This is a genomic window from Enterococcus sp. AZ119 (assembly GCF_050546175.1).
GTDB classification, from domain to species: domain Bacteria; phylum Bacillota; class Bacilli; order Lactobacillales; family Enterococcaceae; genus Enterococcus; species Enterococcus faecalis.
On the sequence record NZ_CP172951.1, the window covers coordinates 807,501 to 827,241 of the forward strand.

The 19,741-nt window shown below is 36.6% G+C and carries 18 protein-coding genes and 2 riboswitches (1 of these 20 running past the window's edge); of the genes, 11 read left to right on the forward strand and 7 right to left on the reverse strand.

The annotated features are described in order from the left end of the window. From IGL37_RS03955 to IGL37_RS03965, 3 genes are all read right to left on the reverse strand, one after another. On the reverse strand, positions 1-12 hold the 5' end (the start) of the coding sequence (locus IGL37_RS03955) for a hypothetical protein (protein ID WP_002363651.1). 249 nt of this gene lie to the left of the window's left edge; only the first 12 of its 261 coding nucleotides appear in the window; it begins with the start codon at positions 10-12; its stop codon lies off the left edge, out of view. Positions 13-76: 64 nt separating this feature from the next. Next, positions 77-244: riboswitch (M-box (ykoK) riboswitch) on the reverse strand. 62 nt (positions 245-306) lie between these two features. Continuing rightward, entirely contained in the window at positions 307-1,086 is a 780-nt protein-coding gene (locus tag IGL37_RS03960; RefSeq protein ID WP_002360638.1) for an ABC transporter ATP-binding protein, read from the reverse strand. A gap of 88 nt (positions 1,087-1,174) precedes the next feature. After that, on the reverse strand, positions 1,175-2,947 hold the full coding sequence (locus tag IGL37_RS03965; RefSeq protein ID WP_002384764.1) for an ABC transporter permease subunit: 1,773 nt from the start codon (positions 2,945-2,947) through the stop codon (positions 1,175-1,177). Positions 2,948-2,991: 44 nt separating this feature from the next. Next, positions 2,992-3,159, reverse strand: a riboswitch (M-box (ykoK) riboswitch). A 314-nt stretch (positions 3,160-3,473) separates the two neighbouring features. On the opposite strand from IGL37_RS03965, the gene IGL37_RS03970 reads away from it, so the two are divergent. From IGL37_RS03970 to IGL37_RS03980, 3 genes are all read left to right on the forward strand, one after another. Further along, positions 3,474-3,989: an AAA family ATPase gene (locus tag IGL37_RS03970; RefSeq protein ID WP_033918208.1), complete on the forward strand. Its 516-nt coding sequence runs from the start codon at positions 3,474-3,476 to the stop codon at positions 3,987-3,989. A gap of 268 nt (positions 3,990-4,257) precedes the next feature. Beyond that, on the forward strand, positions 4,258-5,856 hold the full coding sequence (locus IGL37_RS03975; protein ID WP_002382010.1) for an Nramp family divalent metal transporter: 1,599 nt from the start codon (positions 4,258-4,260) through the stop codon (positions 5,854-5,856). Continuing rightward, complete coding sequence (locus IGL37_RS03980) at positions 5,856-6,281, forward strand: universal stress protein (protein WP_002358161.1); 426 nt, start codon at positions 5,856-5,858, stop codon at positions 6,279-6,281. Before IGL37_RS03975 ends, IGL37_RS03980 begins: the two co-directional genes overlap by 1 nt. A 54-nt stretch (positions 6,282-6,335) precedes the next feature. Here IGL37_RS03980 and IGL37_RS03985 read toward each other — a convergent pair whose 3' ends face one another. After that, complete coding sequence (locus tag IGL37_RS03985; protein WP_002358159.1) at positions 6,336-8,006, reverse strand: PucR family transcriptional regulator; 1,671 nt, start codon at positions 8,004-8,006, stop codon at positions 6,336-6,338. Positions 8,007-8,386: 380 nt separating this feature from the next. On the opposite strand from IGL37_RS03985, the gene IGL37_RS03990 reads away from it, so the two are divergent. The 5 genes from IGL37_RS03990 (at position 8,387) to IGL37_RS04010 (ending at position 13,725) form a co-directional block, all read left to right on the forward strand. Next, positions 8,387-10,048 (forward strand): peptide ABC transporter substrate-binding protein, encoded by a 1,662-nt coding sequence (locus tag IGL37_RS03990; RefSeq protein ID WP_002406993.1) that lies wholly within the window; start codon positions 8,387-8,389, stop codon positions 10,046-10,048. After that, entirely contained in the window at positions 10,049-11,299 is a 1,251-nt protein-coding gene (locus tag IGL37_RS03995) for an amidohydrolase family protein (RefSeq protein WP_195757647.1), read from the forward strand. Then, on the forward strand, positions 11,296-12,513 hold the full coding sequence (locus IGL37_RS04000) for an amidohydrolase (protein WP_430598815.1): 1,218 nt from the start codon (positions 11,296-11,298) through the stop codon (positions 12,511-12,513). Before IGL37_RS03995 ends, IGL37_RS04000 begins: the two co-directional genes overlap by 4 nt. A gap of 234 nt (positions 12,514-12,747) precedes the next feature. Then, positions 12,748-13,227 carry a GAF domain-containing protein gene (locus tag IGL37_RS04005; RefSeq protein ID WP_002360627.1) on the forward strand — a complete coding sequence of 160 codons (480 nt, stop codon included), beginning with the start codon at positions 12,748-12,750 and terminating at the stop codon, positions 13,225-13,227. A gap of 66 nt (positions 13,228-13,293) precedes the next feature. Further along, the gene (locus IGL37_RS04010; RefSeq protein ID WP_002399473.1) at positions 13,294-13,725 is read left to right on the forward strand and encodes a VOC family protein; all 432 of its coding nucleotides are present in this window, start codon (positions 13,294-13,296) and stop codon (positions 13,723-13,725) included. Between the two features lie 44 nt (positions 13,726-13,769). Here the strand turns inward: IGL37_RS04010 and IGL37_RS04015 are convergent, their stop codons facing one another. The 3 genes from IGL37_RS04015 to galM all read right to left on the reverse strand — a co-directional run bounded on the left by IGL37_RS04015 (position 13,770) and on the right by galM (position 15,864). Next, complete coding sequence (locus tag IGL37_RS04015) at positions 13,770-14,408, reverse strand: sugar O-acetyltransferase (RefSeq protein WP_002379300.1); 639 nt, start codon at positions 14,406-14,408, stop codon at positions 13,770-13,772. 120 nt (positions 14,409-14,528) lie between these two features. Beyond that, a complete protein-coding gene (locus IGL37_RS04020; RefSeq protein ID WP_002384758.1) occupies positions 14,529-14,675 on the reverse strand; it encodes a hypothetical protein in 147 nt (48 codons plus the stop codon). 130 nt (positions 14,676-14,805) lie between these two features. After that, positions 14,806-15,864, reverse strand: coding sequence for a galactose-1-epimerase (gene galM, locus IGL37_RS04025; RefSeq protein WP_311921499.1), 1,059 nt, complete (start codon positions 15,862-15,864; stop codon positions 14,806-14,808). Between the two features lie 198 nt (positions 15,865-16,062). Between galM and IGL37_RS04030 the strand changes: the two genes are divergently transcribed. From IGL37_RS04030 to galT, 3 genes are read left to right on the forward strand one after another with little or no spacing between them, the layout of a single operon-like run. Continuing rightward, on the forward strand, positions 16,063-17,226 hold the full coding sequence (locus IGL37_RS04030; RefSeq protein WP_002382071.1) for a galactokinase: 1,164 nt from the start codon (positions 16,063-16,065) through the stop codon (positions 17,224-17,226). Between the two features lie 15 nt (positions 17,227-17,241). Then, on the forward strand, positions 17,242-18,231 hold the full coding sequence (gene galE / locus IGL37_RS04035; RefSeq protein WP_002361578.1) for a UDP-glucose 4-epimerase GalE: 990 nt from the start codon (positions 17,242-17,244) through the stop codon (positions 18,229-18,231). Positions 18,232-18,245: 14 nt separating this feature from the next. Continuing rightward, positions 18,246-19,736, forward strand: coding sequence for a UDP-glucose--hexose-1-phosphate uridylyltransferase (gene galT / locus IGL37_RS04040; RefSeq protein ID WP_002360623.1), 1,491 nt, complete (start codon positions 18,246-18,248; stop codon positions 19,734-19,736). The last annotated feature ends 5 nt before the right edge of the window (positions 19,737-19,741 follow it).

Here is a 19,741-nt window from a genome sequence, read left to right on the forward strand (position 1 = left end):
CATAGTAGTCATACTTTCACTCCTCTCTTAATTTTAAATAAAAGTACTTAACTGATTAACTAGAGACTAAAAAGATACATCAACATGAACGTTGAGCTTTAGCACTATACAACGTAAAGATCACTCTTAGCTATTTTGAGAAAAGCCTTCTCCTCGACCAGTCTTGTTCTACTCATTGGTGTCTCTCGACATTTCTGAGCAATAGCCTATGTTTGTATAGGAGCCTCACCTAACTTATTACAAAGAAATAATAGTCTTTTAAGTAACTCTTTGTCAAGACATAAGCAGAAGTCAAAACAGTTCTATTTACAAATGAATGCGACGAACCATTTCTTCTGTTATTTGTTCTACAATATCAATGGTTGTTTTTGGCGAACGTTGATTTCTGGGGATATCGATTGAGTAAATTTTGGCAATACGACCAGGATTTGCATCCATTAATACAACCCGATCAGAAAGTTGGACTGCTTGTTGAACGTCATGCGTGATCATTACAATTGATTTAGTCGCAATTTGATTGTTTAGCCAAATTTCTAATAAATCGTTAGATAATTGGCTGGCTGTAATGATATCTAAAGCTGAAAAAGGTTCGTCTAAGAGCAATAAGCTAGGTTCGATGGCTAAAGCACGAGCAAAGCCTACACGCTGTTTCATTCCACCAGATAACTCTCTGGGATAAGCTTTTTCAAAACCAGTTAAACCAATCATTTCAATGAGATTACTGACTCTTTTATTTATTTGTTCGCGAGAAATTTCTTTACGGTTTTCTAAGCCAAAGCTGATATTTTTTTCAACTGTCAACCAAGGAAAAAGGGCAAAATGTTGAAAAACCATGCCGATATTGGCATCAGGCTCATTAATGATTTTATCTTCAAAAGTAATTTCACCTCTAGTTGTACGAAGAAGTCCAGCGATACTTCTGAGCAACGTTGATTTTCCTGTTCCTGATTGTCCGATAATACTTAAAAATTCATTCGTTTTAACTGTTAAATCAATATTTTCAAGGACTTTTAAATGTTCTGAATGTCCTTCAATTTCAAATTCTTTATATACTGATTTTATGCTTAATAATTCTTTATTTTCCATCGTCTTATTAGATAGGTCAAGGGAAATCACCTATCGTTCTCCTCTCTAGTTTATCTTAAAAATTTAGTCGAGTTGAGTCGTCCAGCTATTAATAGTGAAATTTTTGTTTTGCTGCTCGATATAAAGGTTGCCAAACAAAGGCGATACATAAACCAACAACGAAACACATCGCTAAGGTTCCTAAGGCAGATTTATCTTTTACGCCATCGTTTGCCGCAATATATTGTCCTAGGCCAGTAACATCTATTGATTTTTTGCCCCATTGAATGCTTTCTGCTGCGATATCAGCGTTCCAAGCAGCACCAGCAGCGTTAATAATTGCTGTAATGAGGTAAGGTAAAATAGAAGGGATCAAAAATTTTGTCCACCATTGCCATTTAGATAATTTAAAAAGTTTGGTTACGTCACGAATATCATCAGGGATGGCTAAGTAGCCAGCAATTACATTAAAGAAAAAATACCATTGGCAACCAACCATGATGAGTGGTAGAATCCACCATTCTAATTTGTTGAAGCCCATACTAATAATCAACACAATGAATGGAGTATAAACATTTGACGGAATGGAGCCTAAAATTTGTCCAATCGGTTGAACGATACTTAAGCGCCGATTATCATTCGCAACCCAGATTGCTAAGGGAGTAAAGATAATGCCAGCAACGACCATAGCCAAGGTAACCCGTAGCGTAGTATAAAGGGTTAATCTAGGAATCATGCTGAAATCTTGATGGGGCAAAAAATGATAGAGCTTAATAGAACAATAAACCCCAATAATGGTTAAGCTGACATACCATAATGTTTTGAAGAAATGGCGTAATTTTGCTAGTAATCGATAGAGATAGTCTAGCTTGAAAAAGTACCAAACTTTTGGTAAATCGTAAATCCAAAAATGACTGAATTTCACAAAAGCTTTTGAAAAGTATTTCGTTAAAGTTGCTTTTTTTAATAAATGATAAATGATGGATTTAGGTGGCGTCGTACTTTCGACATCTGTTTCATATTTAAAATAATAAGTGGCTCGAACTAAAGGTTGAAAAACTAAAAAGTTTAAAATCACCACATTGATTAATAAGGCAAAAACAGCCCATAAACAGGATTTAAAGTCGGCTCGATTTAATGCTACTTGGATATAAGAACCAATTCCTGGTAAATAAAGGTTGGTTTCTTTAGGAAAGGCAACAGAAGCTTGCTCGCTGGCCACCAAGGCAAACCAAGCCGCAGTTTGAGAAATAATAACGTTCCAAAGTAAGCCAGGAATTGAGTAAACAAATTCAAGCCGCCAAAATTTTTCCCAAGCATTGTACTTGAACTGATCGGTCACATTGACTAGATCTGAAGGAATAACTTCCATTATTTGATAAAGAGTCAACATGATGTTCCAAGCTTGACCTGTGAAGATGGCAAAAATAGCAACCGCTTCTGCGCCCATCACATTTCCTGGAAATAAACCAAGTAACCAAGCAGTTGTAAAGGTCAAAAAACCTAGCAATGGAACAGATTCAAGGAAATTAACTAATGGTAAAATGACTCTTCGTGCCGTTTTATATTTTACGGCTAAAATACCAAAAACAAAGGAAAACAGGAAGGACCAAGCCATACCCACAATCATTCGAAACATGGTTCGAATTGAAAAGTAAAAAAGATTTGATGGAGATAAGAAATCATCTGTTTTACTTGGTGTTGCGAGGAATTCTTCTGAGGGAAGGGTGTGGAGAGGGCGATTCATTTTTAGCCAAGAGAATACGATGATAAAAATGAAAATGCCTAAAATGATGAGCAAGGTAAGATTCCCGATACTTTTAGCAAGTAGGGTATTTTTCTTAGATGATGCAGTGACAGCTTTCAATTTAAAAACCTCCAATTAATCATATTAAAGAGGTCGCCGAATAAAAGAAGAAGATTATAGGGTAATCACAATAATTGAGCTTTGGCTTTCTGAGACGTAAGAAAAAAATTCTAGTTATCTTAGGAAAGCCTTAATTCGACAATCCCTGCTTTACTCGTTACTGTCTCTCGACATTTCCGAGCGATAACCTGTGTTCTTCAGAGTAACCTCACCTAATATGATTCTATTTGATTTACATGCTTATCATACTCGTGACTAAAAATAAAACAATTTCTAGCTGGTTATACCTGAATTACTGTTTGTTGTTATTCTATTCAATGATTCTTAAAAAGATTGCCCACATTCTGTTTTTTTAGGGGAAAATTATCAGATGAGTATGTTATGTAACGCAAGGTTAATAGCGTAGGATGTTGTATTTTTAGTTTGTCTCGTTTACTGTTAAAGATGTAAGTAGTAACTATAAGTGAATGGCTAAAAAAATTAAAAGTAATCTAGCACCTAAATTAAACAACAAAGAAATTTGTTCAGAAGAAAGGAAATTATGATGATTATTTGGTTAAACGGTGCGTTTGGAGCCGGAAAAACGACCATTGCACATGAGTTACAACAAAAACTTCCCAATGCAATCATTTATGATCCAGAAATTATTGGTAGTGCATTGATGGAGTTAGTTCCCGAAGAAATGAAAGAAAATGATTTTCAGGAGTATCAGGAATGGCGTTGCTGGAATGCTCATTTATTAAAACGAATGTCCAAAGAGTCTGGACGGCCGATTATTGTTCCAATGACCCTTTATAAAAATGAATATGAAGAAGAGCTGATTGGATATCTGAGACGAGCAGGCATTGACGTTTATCATTTTTTGTTAGCGGTCGAGAAAGAAGAAATTTTACAGAGATTATTGAAAAGAAATGATGGAACTTTTGAATGGGGGAAAAATAAGTTGCCCGAAGTACTTGAAGGTTTTCGTCAGATTAAGTTTACCGAGATTTTTAGAAATCATTCAGCTGACACGACAGAAATTGTAGCATCCATTCTTAATAGAATAACCGAATAAAAATAAAATAAGGGACCTAAGCCGAAATGACTTAGGTCCCTTATTTTCTACTTCTTAAGATAATCAACTACCAGCTACCCTGATTTCTTCAAACTTTAAGATCGCACATTTACGACAATCTATTTTTACACTGTCAAAATTTTCTTTCAAGTCTTGCATTTTGTTATTTTTAGCAGTATATTTTAGGTGTACCTAAAATATATTAGAGGTTAACCTTCTAACGGGAAGGGCCTTTTAAAATTATTGCAAAACGAAAGAAGGAATTGAATTGAAAAATTCAGAAGAACATGAACCAAAGCAAAGACATCATTTGATTGAATATGCAAATGGTCCTTCGCTTGAAGAAATTAATGGCACCATCGACGTGCCTAAAAATATGAGTTTTTGGAAAACGTTATTTGCTTACTCAGGTCCAGGAGCATTGGTAGCAGTGGGGTATATGGATCCAGGAAACTGGTCTACTTCAATTACTGGGGGACAAAATTTTCAATATTTATTGATGTCGATTATTTTAATTTCCAGTTTGATTGCAATGTTGCTCCAATATATGGCTGCTAAATTAGGTATTGTTTCACAGATGGATTTAGCACAAGCGATTCGTGCTAGAACTAGTAAGACGTTAGGTATTGTATTATGGATTTTAACAGAGTTAGCAATTATGGCTACAGATATCGCTGAAGTTATCGGGGGCGCAATTGCCTTATATTTATTATTTCATATTCCTTTAGGTCTGGCTGTCTTCATTACGGTATTTGATGTTTTACTTTTGTTGTTATTGACAAAAATTGGTTTTAGAAAAATTGAAGCTATTGTTGTTGCTTTAATTGTTGTTATTTTTGTGATTTTTGCTTATCAAGTGGCATTGTCAAATCCAGTATGGGGAGATGTAATTAAAGGGCTGGTTCCTAGCGCAGAAGCTTTTTCTACATCACATGCGGTGAATGGGCAAACGCCACTGACAGGTGCATTGGGGATTATTGGAGCAACAGTGATGCCTCATAATTTATATTTACATTCTTCTGTTGTCCAAAGTCGTAAAATTGATCGTAAAGATAAAACCGATATTCAACGCGCTTTACGCTTTTCAACTTGGGATTCTAATATTCAATTAACGATGGCATTTTTTGTTAACTCTTTGTTATTGATTATGGGTGTGGCCGTTTTTAAATCCGGCAGTGTCAAAGATCCTTCATTCTTTGGTTTGTTTGATGCTTTATCAAATCCAGCGGTTATGAGTAATTCTATTTTAGCGCATATTGCAGGTTCTGGAATTTTATCAATTTTATTTGCGGTAGCCTTATTGGCATCAGGACAAAATTCAACAATTACAGGAACCTTAACTGGTCAAATTATTATGGAAGGGTTTATTCATATGCGCGTACCAATTTGGTTACGTCGGATGGTCACACGTTTGTTATCTGTTATTCCTGTCTTAATTTGTGTTTTAATGACCAGCGGAAAAAGTACAGTGGAGGAGCATATTGCGATTAATAATTTAATGAACAATTCACAAGTTTTTCTAGCATTTGCTTTGCCATTTTCGATGTTGCCTTTACTGATGTTTACAGATAGCCGTGTTGAAATGGGTGAACATTTTAAAAACTCGTGGTTAATTAAATTGTTAGGCTGGGTTTCTGTCATTGGCTTAATTTACCTCAATATGAAAGGCTTACCTGATCAAATTGAAGGATTTTTCGGTGATAATCCGACAGCGAGTCAAATTACGTTAGCCGATAATATCGCCTATGTCATCATAGCACTCGTCATCCTCTTGTTAGTTTGGACGGTTGTGGAATTATATAAAGGCGATAAACGATATGCACAGCAGCTTGCAGCTATGGAGCAACAAGTAGAGGAGGTTAAATAATGAAATTTTCAAAAATTATGGTTGGTGTTGAAGAGTCGCCAGATGCGTTAAAAGCATTTCATTATGCTATCCAAAAAGCAAAAGAAGAACAAGCTGAATTGGTTATTGTTTCGATTTTAGAAGAGAAAGAGATTAATGTTTACCAATCGTTAGATAAAAATTATTGGCAAGAACAGTTGGCGAAATTAGAGAAACAAACGGAAAAATATCAACAAGAAGCGTTAGCGAATGGCATCGATAAAGTAAGTGTAATTGTCAATGAAGGGAACCCAGGAGAATTAATTATTAATAAGCTTATTCCTTTGAATAAACCAGATTTGTTAATTATTGGCTCCAAGTCAACTAGCAAATTAAAAAGCTTTTTTGGTAGCCAAGCAGCTTATATGGCTCGATATGCCCCAATTTCTGTAATGATTATTCGCTAACAAAATTGAAACAGTTAAAAAAGCCGCCACGATTTACTATTCGTGGTGGCCTTTTTATAGTAATTTTTGTTTATATAAATAAACAGCCAAACTTAGTTGTAGCGAACTATCAGGAAATTCTAAAGTTAAGTGAAGAATCTCTTCTATTTTTTTTAAGCGGTAAATAATTGTATTACGATGTACATACATATTTGTGGCAGTCAACGAAATATTTTTATTCGATTGAAAGTAGGTGTTGATGGTTTCTAGTAGGGAACTTTCATGTTTTTGATCTTCTTTTTCCAATGGTTCAATCAATCGTTGATATATTTTTTGTTTGGCTTGTTTGGTCAGGGTTTCGATCATTAAACGATAAAAAAAGAGGTCGTCATAATTCAAAATAGTTCGTTGTTGTAATTCTTGACTTGCTTGTGCTAAGTGGAATGTTTCTTGTGCTAATTTATAAGAATCACACAGATTGGTGATTTTTTTGACAGTTGGTCCAATCGCTAATTTAAATGATAATTTTGGATTCAGTTTCATTAGTTGCTCTAGTAAATTCTTGGCAAGATGAGTGGTTTGTGCAAGGTAGGTAGCTTCCTCTTGCGCTGGATTTTCTAGTAATAAAATAAAGCCAGTTTGTGTAGGAAAGGCAGTAATTTTTTGTCGATATCCTTCTAAAATATGATTCAATTGATGGCCAATGCTATTCATTTGAATAGTCGGATTAAACAGTTGTTCCAATTGTTCAATGGCTACAAGCAAGAGACTAAATGTATCTTTTTCATTTAATTGCAGATAATTACTAAATTCTTGCCAAGCTTGAGGATTGGTATTTTTTTCTTGGATAAGGTCTTGAAACAGCGCCCCGATCTTTTGCCTCGTTGTTAAATTTTCCGAAGATTCTAATTGAAGTTGTGGTAAAAGGTAGTGAGCACAGACCTCCACAGATAATAAATCAATCGTCTGTAATTTTTTGGTAGTTTGCCAAATCACTAAGTAAGATAAGCTGAGATTTTTCTTTTTGATGGGTAAAATTCGCAAAGATAACTGATGGTTCGCTAAGGAAAATTCAACAGTCAATGGTTCTTTATAAAATAATAGGAGCTCATTGTTCTGGGCTTTTAAAGCTGTCTCAAACTGTTTTTTGAGAGTCGCGTTATTTAAAATACTGGTGATTCTTGTTGGCGCATCAGGTAAATCAAAATGATTCATAATCTGAAAACGCTCGTCTAAAAGCATTACAGGCGCTTGAATCGCGGCACTTAATACTTCCAGTAATTGGGTACTTTTTCCGCCAGCTTTGATAATTGTATAAAATTTATTATGCATATGAACAGAATGTTGGCTAATCGTTTCGTCAGGTTGATTGACTCGGCGATTGACCAATGAAATAATTTGAGAAAAGTTGTAATTATAAGGGATTGAGAGAATTGGTAATCCGACGTCATTCGCTAATTGGATCATCTCTTGTGGAACTTCATTGAAATAACGTTGGACTTTAAAACCTAGAGCAGCGCAGTTCATATTTGCTAGTTCTTGAATAAGACGTTTTTGCAAGCAAGGCTGATCTTTGAAAATATAGCCGGTAGTTAATAAAATTTCTCCTGGCGTTAACCAGTCAAAAGCATCAGGATTTTCTAAAATATTAGCTTGTAGAATTGGCGCATCTAAATTGGTCTCGTGCGTCAATAAGGTTAAACCAGGTAGTTCTTCTGCATGGAGTAGATCATTGACCGTCATCATTAGCAAGGCCTCCTTTTGTATGAATTATCTAAAAATTAAGCGTATTTATTGTAAGATGTTACAAAACTATTTTAGGGAAAATAAGGTATCCTTATACTAATAGAAAAAAGTTCCAAGTCATCACGTGATTGGTAGTCACAAGTGACCAAATAAGAACAATCAGCGCTTACAACCTATAGAAACGCATCGTTTAAAGATATAGCAATAGTATACTTAATTTTTAATGCTTTTACTATTGTTTCAGCTACTTTAAATTTCTCAAGTATTTCTATAATCTGTAAGTTTTTTGAGACTCTTATCAGATAGGCTTCTTTTTCTATATTTTATCAGAAAATTCTGGTAACTTTGAAGGTTATAGTTTGTAAAATGGAGGGATCGGTATGAAGAAATTAAAAATGTTAGGATGCGTCGGTTTGCTTTTAGCTTTAACGGCTTGTCAGGCGGGAACGGGAAACTCGGCTGATAGTAACAAAGCAGCGGAACAAAAAATTGCAATTAGTTCTGAAGCGGCTATTTCGACAATGGAACCACACACAGCGGGGGATACGACCTCGACTTTAGTCATGAATCAAGTTTATGAAGGACTCTATGTTTTAGGTAAAGAAGATGAATTAGAGTTGGGGGTCGCTGCCGAAGAACCAGCGATTTCTGAAGATGAAACCGTTTATACATTTAAGATTAGAGAAGATGCCAAATGGTCGAATGATGATCCAGTAACAGCAAATGACTTTGTTTATGCATGGCAACAAGTTGCTTCCCCTAAATCAGGGTCGATTCATCAAGCGTTATTTTTTGATGTCATTAAAAATGCTAAGGAAATTGCTTTAGAAGGCGCAGATGTGAATACTCTTGGGGTTAAGGCGCTAGATGATAAAACGTTAGAAATAACTTTAGAACGGCCCACCCCTTATTTGAAATCTTTGCTTTCGTTTCCTGTTTTGTTTCCGCAAAATGAAAAATATATCAAAGAACAAGGGGATAAATATGCCACTGATGCAGAACATTTGATTTATAATGGTCCTTTTAAATTGAAAGAATGGGATAATGCCTCTTCCGATGACTGGACCTACGAAAAAAATGATACGTATTGGGATGCTGAAAAAGTTAAATTAACAGAAGCGAAAGTTTCAGTAATTAAGAGCCCAACGACAGCGGTGAATTTGTTTGACTCGAATGAATTGGATGTAGTGAATAAGCTAAGTGGTGAATTTATTCCTGGTTATGTTGATAATCCAGCCTTTCTTTCAATTCCTCAATTCGTCACATACTTTTTAAAAATGAACAGTGTTCGTGATGGAAAAGAAAATCCGGCTTTAGCGAACAACAATATTCGTAAAGCGTTGGCACAAGCTTTTGATAAAGAAAGTTTTGTAAAAGAAGTCTTGCAAGATCAATCCACGGCTACAGATCAAGTAATTCCGCCGGGACAAACGATTGCGCCAGATGGAACAGATTTCACAAAACTAGCTGCTAAGAAAAATAGCTACTTAACCTACGATACAGCGAAAGCAAAAGAATTCTGGGAAAAAGGGAAAAAAGAAATTGGGCTGGATAAAATCAAATTAGAATTTTTAACAGATGATACAGACAGCGCCAAAAAAGCTGCTGAGTTTTTCCAATTTCAATTGGAAGAAAATCTAGATGGATTAGAAGTGAATGTTACTCAAGTTCCTTTTACTATTCGTGTTGATCGTGATCAAACGAGAGACTATGATTTAGAATTATCTGGTTGGGGAACCGATTATCGTGATCCATTAACAGTTATGCGCATCTTTACTTCGGATAGTACCTTGGGCGGCGTAACGTTCAAGAGTGATACGTATGATCAATTAATCCAAGAGACTAGAACAACACATGCGGCTGATCAAGAGGCTCGTTTAAATGACTTTGCTCAAGCACAAGATATTTTGGTGAATCAGGAAACGGTTTTAGCACCAATCTACAATCGAAGCATTTCTGTATTAGCTAATCAAAAAATCAAGGATCTGTATTGGCATTCATTTGGACCTACGTACAGTTTAAAATGGGCTTATGTTAACTAATTGAATGAAGGTAGGAAGGGGTTTGTCATGCTTTTAAAAAACTGTAAATTAGAAACAGGATTTTCTACTGTGAATCAGCGAATTGTTGCGACAGAGACAGCTAGCTATGATATTCGAATTGAAAACGAGATCTGTACTGCGGTCGCACCGCAGTTAAGGCCTTTAGAGAACGAAACAGTTATCGATGTGAATCAGCAACTCGTTTTACCTGCTCTAAGAGAAATGCATATTCATATTGATAAAACGTATTTTGGGGGACCTTGGAAGGCCTGTCGTCCACTAACGAAAGGAATTTTAACACGTATTGAAGAAGAAACTTGGCTGTTACCTGAACAATTACCAACTAGTTTAGAACGTGCTTGCCAAGTTATTGAGCAGTATATTCAACAAGGCCATTATCATATTCGCAGTCATTGTAATGTAGATCCATCTATTGGAACGAAACATATTGAAATTACTAAAGAAGCATTTAGTCGATATGAACAATACATTACTCATGAAATTGTGGCTTTTCCTCAACACGGATTACTCCGCTCACAAGTCGAACCTTTGATGCGCGAAGCCTTACGCATGGGGGCAACTCATGTCGGCGGCGTTGATCCAGCCCTTGTGGATCGTCATGTGGATCATTCAATCGCAAAAATATTTGAATTAGCTACCACATTTAATAAAAAAATTGATGTTCATTTACACGCCCGTGATACTTTGGGACTTTATGAATTTAATAAATTTGTTGATTATACAGAACAAGCAAAGATGTTTGGAGAAGTCACTTTAAGTCATGCTTTAGCCTTAGGGGGCTTAGAAGAAGCAGCAATTAGAGACATTGCGCAAAAATTCATCGAAACAGGTATTGATTTGACTTCGACTGTACCAATTGGAATACCCACCATGCCGATTCCAACCTTGGTTGAACAAGGTGTTAAGATCTCTGTGGCTCATGACAGTTTGACGGATCATTGGTCGCCTTTTGGCAGTGGCAATACAATAGAAAAATTAAATACAGCCGCTCAAAGATTTAAAATTAGCGATGAGTATCGCTTGAATCGTTTATGGGGCTTAGCGAGTAATTTTGTAACGCCTCTTGATCCTAACGGGCAGCGAGTTTGGCCTAACGTCGGCGATTCTGCAGATTTCCTACTATTTAATGCTGAGAGCACTGCTCACGTGATTGCACGCCAACAGCCAATCCAACAACTGATACTAAAAGGACAACTGGTTGAAGCCGTTCAAAAGGGGGAAAAAGAATGACAGCATCCATTGTTTATTTGAATAATGTTCGTTTAGAAACTGGTTTTGCTAAAGACCACCACGAATTAACGTATACTAAAACCGCACGCTATACTTTAGCGATTCAAGAAGGCAAAATCCAAGCGATTATTCCGCAAAATCAAGTCACTGAAAAGCAACAAGGCACTGATTTAAACGGACAACTGGCTATTCCCGCTTTTCAAGAGAGCCATAATCACTTAGATAAAACCTACCTTTCATTAGGCTGGCGTGCTAGCCAACCTGTTAAAAATTTAAAAGAGCGTTTAGCAGACGAAGCCAGTGAACTTAAATTGTTAGCGCCGTCAACAGAACAACGAGCGACGGCCATGATTGAAAAATTGATTGGTTATGGAGCCTCTTATATTCGGACACATGTCAACATTGATCCTTATGTAGAACTAGAAAACTTCTGGGGCGTCAAAAGAGCCTTAGAAAAATATGCGCATGTGATTGATTATGATATTGTTGTCTTTCCACAGCATGGATTATTAAAAAATCCCCAAACGGTTTTACTCATGAGAGAAGCCCTAAAAAATGGTGGAACAATGGTTGGCGGTTTAGATCCTGCAGGCATTGATTATGCAATTGAAGAATCTTTAGAAACTATTTTCGATCTGGCAGAAGAATTTCAAGTAGGAATCGATATTCACTTGCATGATACGGGGGAAGTGGGTGTTTATACAATTGATAAATTTTTAGACATTTTGGAAGAACAAAAATTTACTCAGCGAACAGCTATCAGTCACGCCTTTGCGCTGCTAGATGTACGACCAGCAGAAAAAGAAAAACTATACCAACGCTTGGCAACGCATCAAACAGCGATTATGTCTACAATTCCCTATGATCCTCGTTATTTATTGCCACCAATTGATGTGTTACGCCAAGCTGGTGTATCGGTTCATTTAGGTAGTGATGGCTTTTTTGACTCTTGGAGTTCTAATGTTTCAGGTGATTTATTTGAAAAATTACGTAATTTTTGTGAAATGACAGGAAAGATTACAGAAGAGCAACTTACTCAAGCTTACGTCCATAGCTGTGGCAAAGAAGCACCTTTTTCATTTGAAGAAGAACGCCTTTGGTTTACAGAAGGAGACGAAGCAAACTTTATTTTTACAGAAGCAGCTTCTACAGCAGAAGTGATTGCTAGAAAACCGCAGAAACGCAAGATTATGTTGAAAGGACAATGGGTTTAACTTGCTTTAAAATTAGGTAGAAATAGAATGTTAAAAAGCCAAACAGAGGAAACAGGGTTCAGCTCTGAGCAACGCATAGTGTCAGTCCAGCGGTTACTCGTCACAGTTTAATCCTTATAAAGTGCTTCTGCTCACAACGTGGATCAGCGTTTCAAGTTTGTTTGACTCACTTTAACATAGCACTTTTGCGTATCTTCCTTTATAATAAGACAAAATGAAGGAGATGAACCAAGCATGACTGAACAAACGAGAGAAAACAAAAAAGCAGCCTACGAATTGTGCTTACAACAATTGAGCGGTTTGTTAGAAATAGAAACGGATGCTATTGCAAATTTAGCAAACTCGTCCGCGTTACTTGCACAAACATTACCAGATACCGTTTTTGCTGGGTATTATTTATATAAAGATGAAGAATTAGTTTTGGGGCCTTTTCAAGGGAAAGTCTCTTGTACCAGAATTAAAATGGGCAAAGGTGTCTGCGGTGAATCAGCGGAAAAACAAGCTACATTGATTGTTGATAACGTGAAGACACACGCCAATTATATTTCTTGTGACTCAGCTGCGATGTCTGAAATCGTTGTACCGATGGTAAAAAATCATCAATTGGTCGGTGTTTTAGATATTGATAGTGGTGTAACAAATAGCTATGATGCGGTTGACCAACTGTATTTGGAAAAATTTGTTACCTTGTTACTAGAAAAATCAGATTTTTAAGCAGACTATTTTTGCTTTCTGACAAATCATGAGAAAATAAAGTATAAAATTTGATCATGAAAGAAGGTGAGTCATTTGTTAGAGCTGTATATAAATTTTAAAGGTGAAGCAAAAGAAGCAATTGCGTTCTATGAAGATGTTTTTGATACAAAATGTCAAAATTTAATGACTTTTGGCGAAGCACCTGAAGATCCTGAGCATCCTATAAACGACGAGATAAAGGATTTAGTGATGAACGCAAGTATCATTATTGAAGGAACCTATGTAATGATTTCAGATGTTCCTGATATGTTTGGTTTTGAAGTTACGGAAGGAAATAACCTTTCGCTCGTGGTTAGCACAGATGATGATGAAAAAATTGATCGCTTATTTAAACGATTATCTGAAGGTGGCACTGTTACAATGCCATTATCTGAAACTTTTTGGTCCAAAAAGTATGGTTCCCTAAAAGATCAGTTTGGCATCCATTGGATGTTTAATTATTATGAAGAAAATTAAAATAAAAATCCCCAATCCGTTATTTTCATTGGATTGGGGATTTTTTATTCATGAAAGAATTGCTTCTTAGCGATTTGATACTGCCGTTGCTTTTCTGTCCAAAATTGCTGATCGTTTTCATCAATTTTGCGAATGACTTTTGCTGGATTACCTCCAACAATCGTGTTGGCAGGAACGTCTTTTGTAACCACAGCACCAGCAGCGACAATAGCATTTTTTCCAATTGTAACGCCAGGTAAAATGGTGGCACTTCCGCCAATCCACACGTTATCTTCAACAATAATTGGCGTCCCGAATTCTAATTCTGCAGTTCGAATCGTTGGATCAATTGGATGGCCGGCAGTATAAAAACTAGCACGAGGGCCAACCATGACATTATCACCGAAGATGATTTTGTTTACATCTAAAAAAATGCAATCCATATTTGCATAAAAATTTTCTCCTACCTCAATATGGCGACCGTAATCTACATGGAGGGGTGGGGTGATATATAACTCATTGCCAGTTTTTCCTAATAATTCTTTTTCTAGGGCCACAATTTCTTTCACATTATCGATAGGAAGTTGATTGATTTTTTGAGCTAACACCTTGCCTTTTGTTGATTTGTTTTCGGGTAAAATGGTGGGGGCGTAATATAATTCACCTTTTAACATTTGCATATAATCAAAGTCATTTTGTTTCATGTAAGCGCTCCTTTAGGCTTTTTCTCTATTGTATCAAATCAATACAATAAGTCGAGGAATATGTAAAATAAAAAAGGACAGATAGCAAAATAGCCTTGCTTATCTATCCTTTACCTAAGGTTATCCAATTTTTTTAACTCTCCCGCCAATTTTATCTGCTAATTTTTGTGCTTCTTTTTCAGAGTGGTAAACTAAACAACCTGATTTATCTCGCGTACGTTTGCCATCTGCAGTTAAATAGCCATGAAAAAATTTGATTGCATACATAGACATCACCGCCTTTCTAATTGAAAATAGTGTAAATGGAGCGATTAAAAATGTCAAATAATAGAAGTGCTCTTAACCATTCTTATCTTTTTTAGTTCGAAGATAAGCTTGGTTAAGAGCACCATTTCACTTAATAAATTAGTTTGAAACGGGTCGTTGAGTGAAATTCCTGTTCAGGTGAGAGGGTGATAGAACCGAACAACGTAAATCTTTCAGCACCAGGACAGACTTGGGTTTCAAATGTGAGCGCTCCGTGATTGACTAATTTTTGCCCTTGAATATCGGGACCGTTATCAGCAAAATTTGCTGAAAAAATAACAACTGAAGGTTGATCAGTGAACATCTCTAAGGTGATATCTTTAGTAGGACTTTTTAAGATAACATCTGGGTTAATTAAATCATGATTGGTTAAGATGAAAGGGTGATCGAAGCCGTTCATCTTTTGAATTTGTTCATCGGTACTTGAAAAAACCTCAGCTAATTTTTTAGGTTTTTGTAAATCAAAAGCTGTCTGGTCGACGGAAGCTAATTCTCCAAGCGGTAAAACTCTTTCATCAAGCGGGACAAACTTTTGGGCATTTATTTGTAACTCATGCGCATCAATGGGAATTGCAGGATTTCCAGTTAAATTAAAGTAGACATGATTGGTTGGATTAAAAAGTGTTTGTTCATCTGTAGTTGCCTGATACTCAATTTGCCATTCATTTTCTTCAGTCAATGTATACGTGACTGAAACAGTGAGATTTCCAGGAAAACCATTTTCACCAGCAGGACTCTCTAGCCAAAATTTCACAGAAGGATTCACTTGTGCCTCTTGGATTTCGCTGTGCCATTTTTTACTTTCAAACCCAGGTGTGCCGCCGTGAAGTGTTGTTTGAGTAGGAGTATTAATCATCGTTTGATACTTTTTACCCGCTAGTTCAAAGGAGCCATCGGCAATTCGGCCAGCTGTTCGACCAATTGTTGCACCAAAATATAAGTCTTTAGACAAATATTCATCTGCTGAGGGAAAGCCTAGCACGAGTGATCGGGATTCATTTTTTGTAAGAGGAACGTCGAGCGCAACAATTCGCGCACCAAAATCTGTTGCTTTTAAAGTCACACCATTTTTATTCGTCAGTGTGTAAAGAAGCATTCCTTGTCCAAATGATTCAGTTGAAATAGTCAAAATAATCAATCCTTCCTTCAAGTAAATATTTAGTAAATTTAACTTTGTTGTTTAGATTATTTAAATAGTCAAAAAGAAATGCTAAGAAAATAAATCTTTATTTAATTGTATTGTACACGTTTTCAATTGAAATGACAATTAAGAAAATATTAAGTAAACATTTGCAAAAGTTTAGTAAATATTATACAATTTGTTTACTAGTGAAAGGAGCGATTAGTGATGGAAGAACTGTTAATGAATCGATTTGTAGAAATATTTGGTGAGAAAGGGACAGCCTGTTATTTTGCCCCTGGAAGAATTAATTTGATTGGTGAACATACAGATTACAATGGCGGTCATGTTTTCCCAGCGGCTATTACGTTAGGGACATTTGGTGTGGCAAGAAAAAGAGACGACCAAAAAATTCGGATGTTTTCTGATAATTTTAAAGAGGTTGGTCTCATCGAATTTTCATTAGAAGATTTAACCTATTCAGATTCAGATGATTGGGCAAATTATCCTAAAGGCGTTTTAAATTACTTGATTGAAAGCGGACACAATATTGATTCTGGCTTAGATGTGCTCTTCTACGGTACGATTCCTAATGGTGCTGGCTTGTCTTCTTCTGCTTCTATTGAACTTTTAATGGGAACGATCTGTAATGATTTATATGCTTTACACTGTCCAATGCTTGAATTGGTGCAAATCGGTAAAAAAGTGGAGAATGAATTTATTGGCGTTAATTCAGGAATTATGGACCAATTTGCCGTGGGGATGGGAGAAAAAGATCAAGCTATTCTACTAGATACCAATAATATGCACTATGAAATGGTTCCCGCCAAATTAGGTGAGTATACGATTGTCATTATGAATACTAACAAACGTCGTGAATTAGCAGATTCAAAATATAATGAACGCCGTGCAGAATGCGAAGAAGCCGTTCGTTTGCTTCAAAAAGAGTTATCTATTGAATTTTTAGGTGAATTAGACAGCGAGACATTTGAACAATATCAAGCATTGATTGGAGATCCAACGTTGATTAAACGAGCGCGTCATGCCGTCACAGAAAATGAACGAACTTTATTGGCAAAACAAGCGCTAACTGAAGGGGATTTGGAAGAATTTGGCTTATTATTAAATGCCTCACATCGTTCGCTAAAAGAAGATTACGAAGTAACTGGCATTGAGTTAGATACCTTAGTGGCTTGTGCGCAAGAACAACCAGGCGTTTTGGGCGCACGGATGACTGGTGCAGGGTTTGGCGGTTGTAGTATTGCTTTGGTACCAAAGCAAAATATAGATGCATTTATTGAAGCTGTTGGCCAGAGTTATCAAGATAAAATTGGCTATGCTGCTGATTTTTATCCTGCATCAATTGATGATGGTGCCAGAAAGTTATTTTAGAAAGGAAGGCTTTAAATGTCTATTTTAGTATTAGGTGGCGCAGGCTACATTGGCTCACATGCCGTCGATCAATTAATTTCAAAAGGGTATGCCGTTGTGGTTGTTGATAATTTATTAACGGGACATCGTTCAGCAGTTCATGAACAAGCGACTTTCTATGAAGGCGATATTCGTGATAAAGCTTTTTTACGTAGTGTCTTTGAAAAGGAATCAATTGAAGGGGTGTTGCACTTTGCGGCCAATTCTTTAGTAGGAGAATCCGTGGAGAAACCGTTAATGTATTTCAATAACAATGTTCACGGCACGCAAATTGCCTTGGAAGTCATGCAAGAATTTGGAGTGAAACATATTGTTTTTTCTTCCACAGCGGCCACTTATGGCGAACCAAAAGCAATGCCTATTACAGAAGAAACCCCAACGAATCCTAAAAACCCGTATGGGGAAAGTAAATTAATGATGGAAAAAATCATGAAATGGTGCGACAACGCTTATGGAATGAAATATGTTGCTTTGCGTTATTTTAATGTTGCAGGAGCAAAAAAAGATGCCTCAATTGGTGAGGATCACACGCCAGAAACGCATATTGTGCCAATTATTTTACAAGTGGCATTAGGCCAACGAGCAGAGCTAAGTATTTTTGGGGATGATTATGATACACCCGATGGCACGTGCATTCGAGATTATGTTTATATTGAAGACTTGATTGCAGCACATATTTTGGCTTTAGAATACTTGAAAAATGGCGGCGAAAGTGACGTCTTTAACCTTGGTAGCAACAACGGCTATTCTGTTAAAGAAATGTTAGATGCTGCTCGCGAAGTAACAGGTCAAGAAATCCCTGCGACAATCGCGCCACGCCGAGCAGGGGATCCTAGTACATTAATTGCTTCTAGTGAAAAAGCCAAACGAGTTTTAGGCTGGCAACCAGAAGTAACTGAGGTCAAGGATATTATCGCCACCGCTTGGCAATGGCATGTGAAACATCCTCAAGGCTATAATGAATAGGAGAACATCAGATGATGAAAGAAAGTAGTAAATGGATTGCTGCATTTGTAGAGATAATCATAGAAAATGGTGATTGGACGGAAACAGACCGCTATTATTTGACGAATCGGATTGCCAAACTAGTTGGCTGTGATTTTTTTGAACAACCAGAAGCGGTTGCTTGTGAGCAAGAACCGTTGCGTGTGGTGGAACATCTTTTAAACATTGCACAAGCCAATCACCAAATCGATGACTCAATTACGGAAGCAGAACAACTAGAAGCGGAGTTAATGGATTTTATTACGCCGACCCCAACCATCATTAATCGGAAGTTTATGGATTATTATCAAGAGTCTCCACGAAAAGCAACGGATTATTTTTATCAGTTATGTAAAACGAATAACTACATTAAAACGAAAGCAATCGCCAAAAATATTATTTTCCCAATGGACTCACCCTATGGTAAACTAGAAATTACCATTAACTTATCGAAGCCAGAAAAGGATGCTCGAAAAATTTTGGCTGAAAAGAAAATGAGTCAAAAAAAATATCCAGCGTGTATGTTATGTATGGAGAATGAAGGCTATTATGGTCGTGTGAATTATCCAGCACGGACAAACCATCGGATTATCCGACTAAATTTAGAGGACGAAGCTTGGGGCTTTCAATATTCACCATATGCTTACTATAATGAGCATGCGATTTTCTTGGACCAACAACATCGAGAAATGAAAATCGAGAAAAAAACGTTCCAGCGGCTCCTTAAAATTACGGAGTTATTCCCTGAATATTTTGTGGGCTCTAATGCAGATTTGCCAATTGTTGGTGGTTCTATTTTATCTCATGATCATTACCAAGCAGGACGTCATACATTTCCAATGGATTTAGCACCAATGGAAAAAAGATTTTCTTTGAAAAAATATCCTGAGATAACTGCGGGTATTTTAAAATGGCCGATGTCTGTGATTCGTCTTCAAAGTGATCATCAAGAGGAACTCGTTGAGGCGGCCGAATTAATTTTGACCAAATGGCGCAATTATTCTGATGAACGAGTCTCAGTTCGGGCCTATTCAGAAGATGGCACACCGCATCATACGATTACGCCAATTGCTCGACGCAAAGGGTCATTATTTGAATTGGATTTAGTTTTACGAGATAATAATGTTTCGGAGGAATTTCCAGATGGCATTTTTCATCCACATCCAGAAGTACAACATATTAAGCAAGAAAATATTGGCTTAATTGAAGTAATGGGACTAGCTATTTTGCCACCAAGGCTGGCACAAGAATTAAGAGAAGTCGAAAAGTATTTATTAAAGCAACCCAATCAAATTGCTGAAAGTCATCGAGCTTGGGCGGATGAACTCAGTCAGCAAACCATCACTGAAGCCAATGTCAAAGAAGTGATCCAACAAGGAATTGGGACAATTTTTGTTCAAATTTTAACAGATGCCGGCGTCTTTAAACGTGACGAAGAAGGTCGTCGTGCTTTTGAACGATTTATTCAATGTATAGAAAATGATTAGTTTGA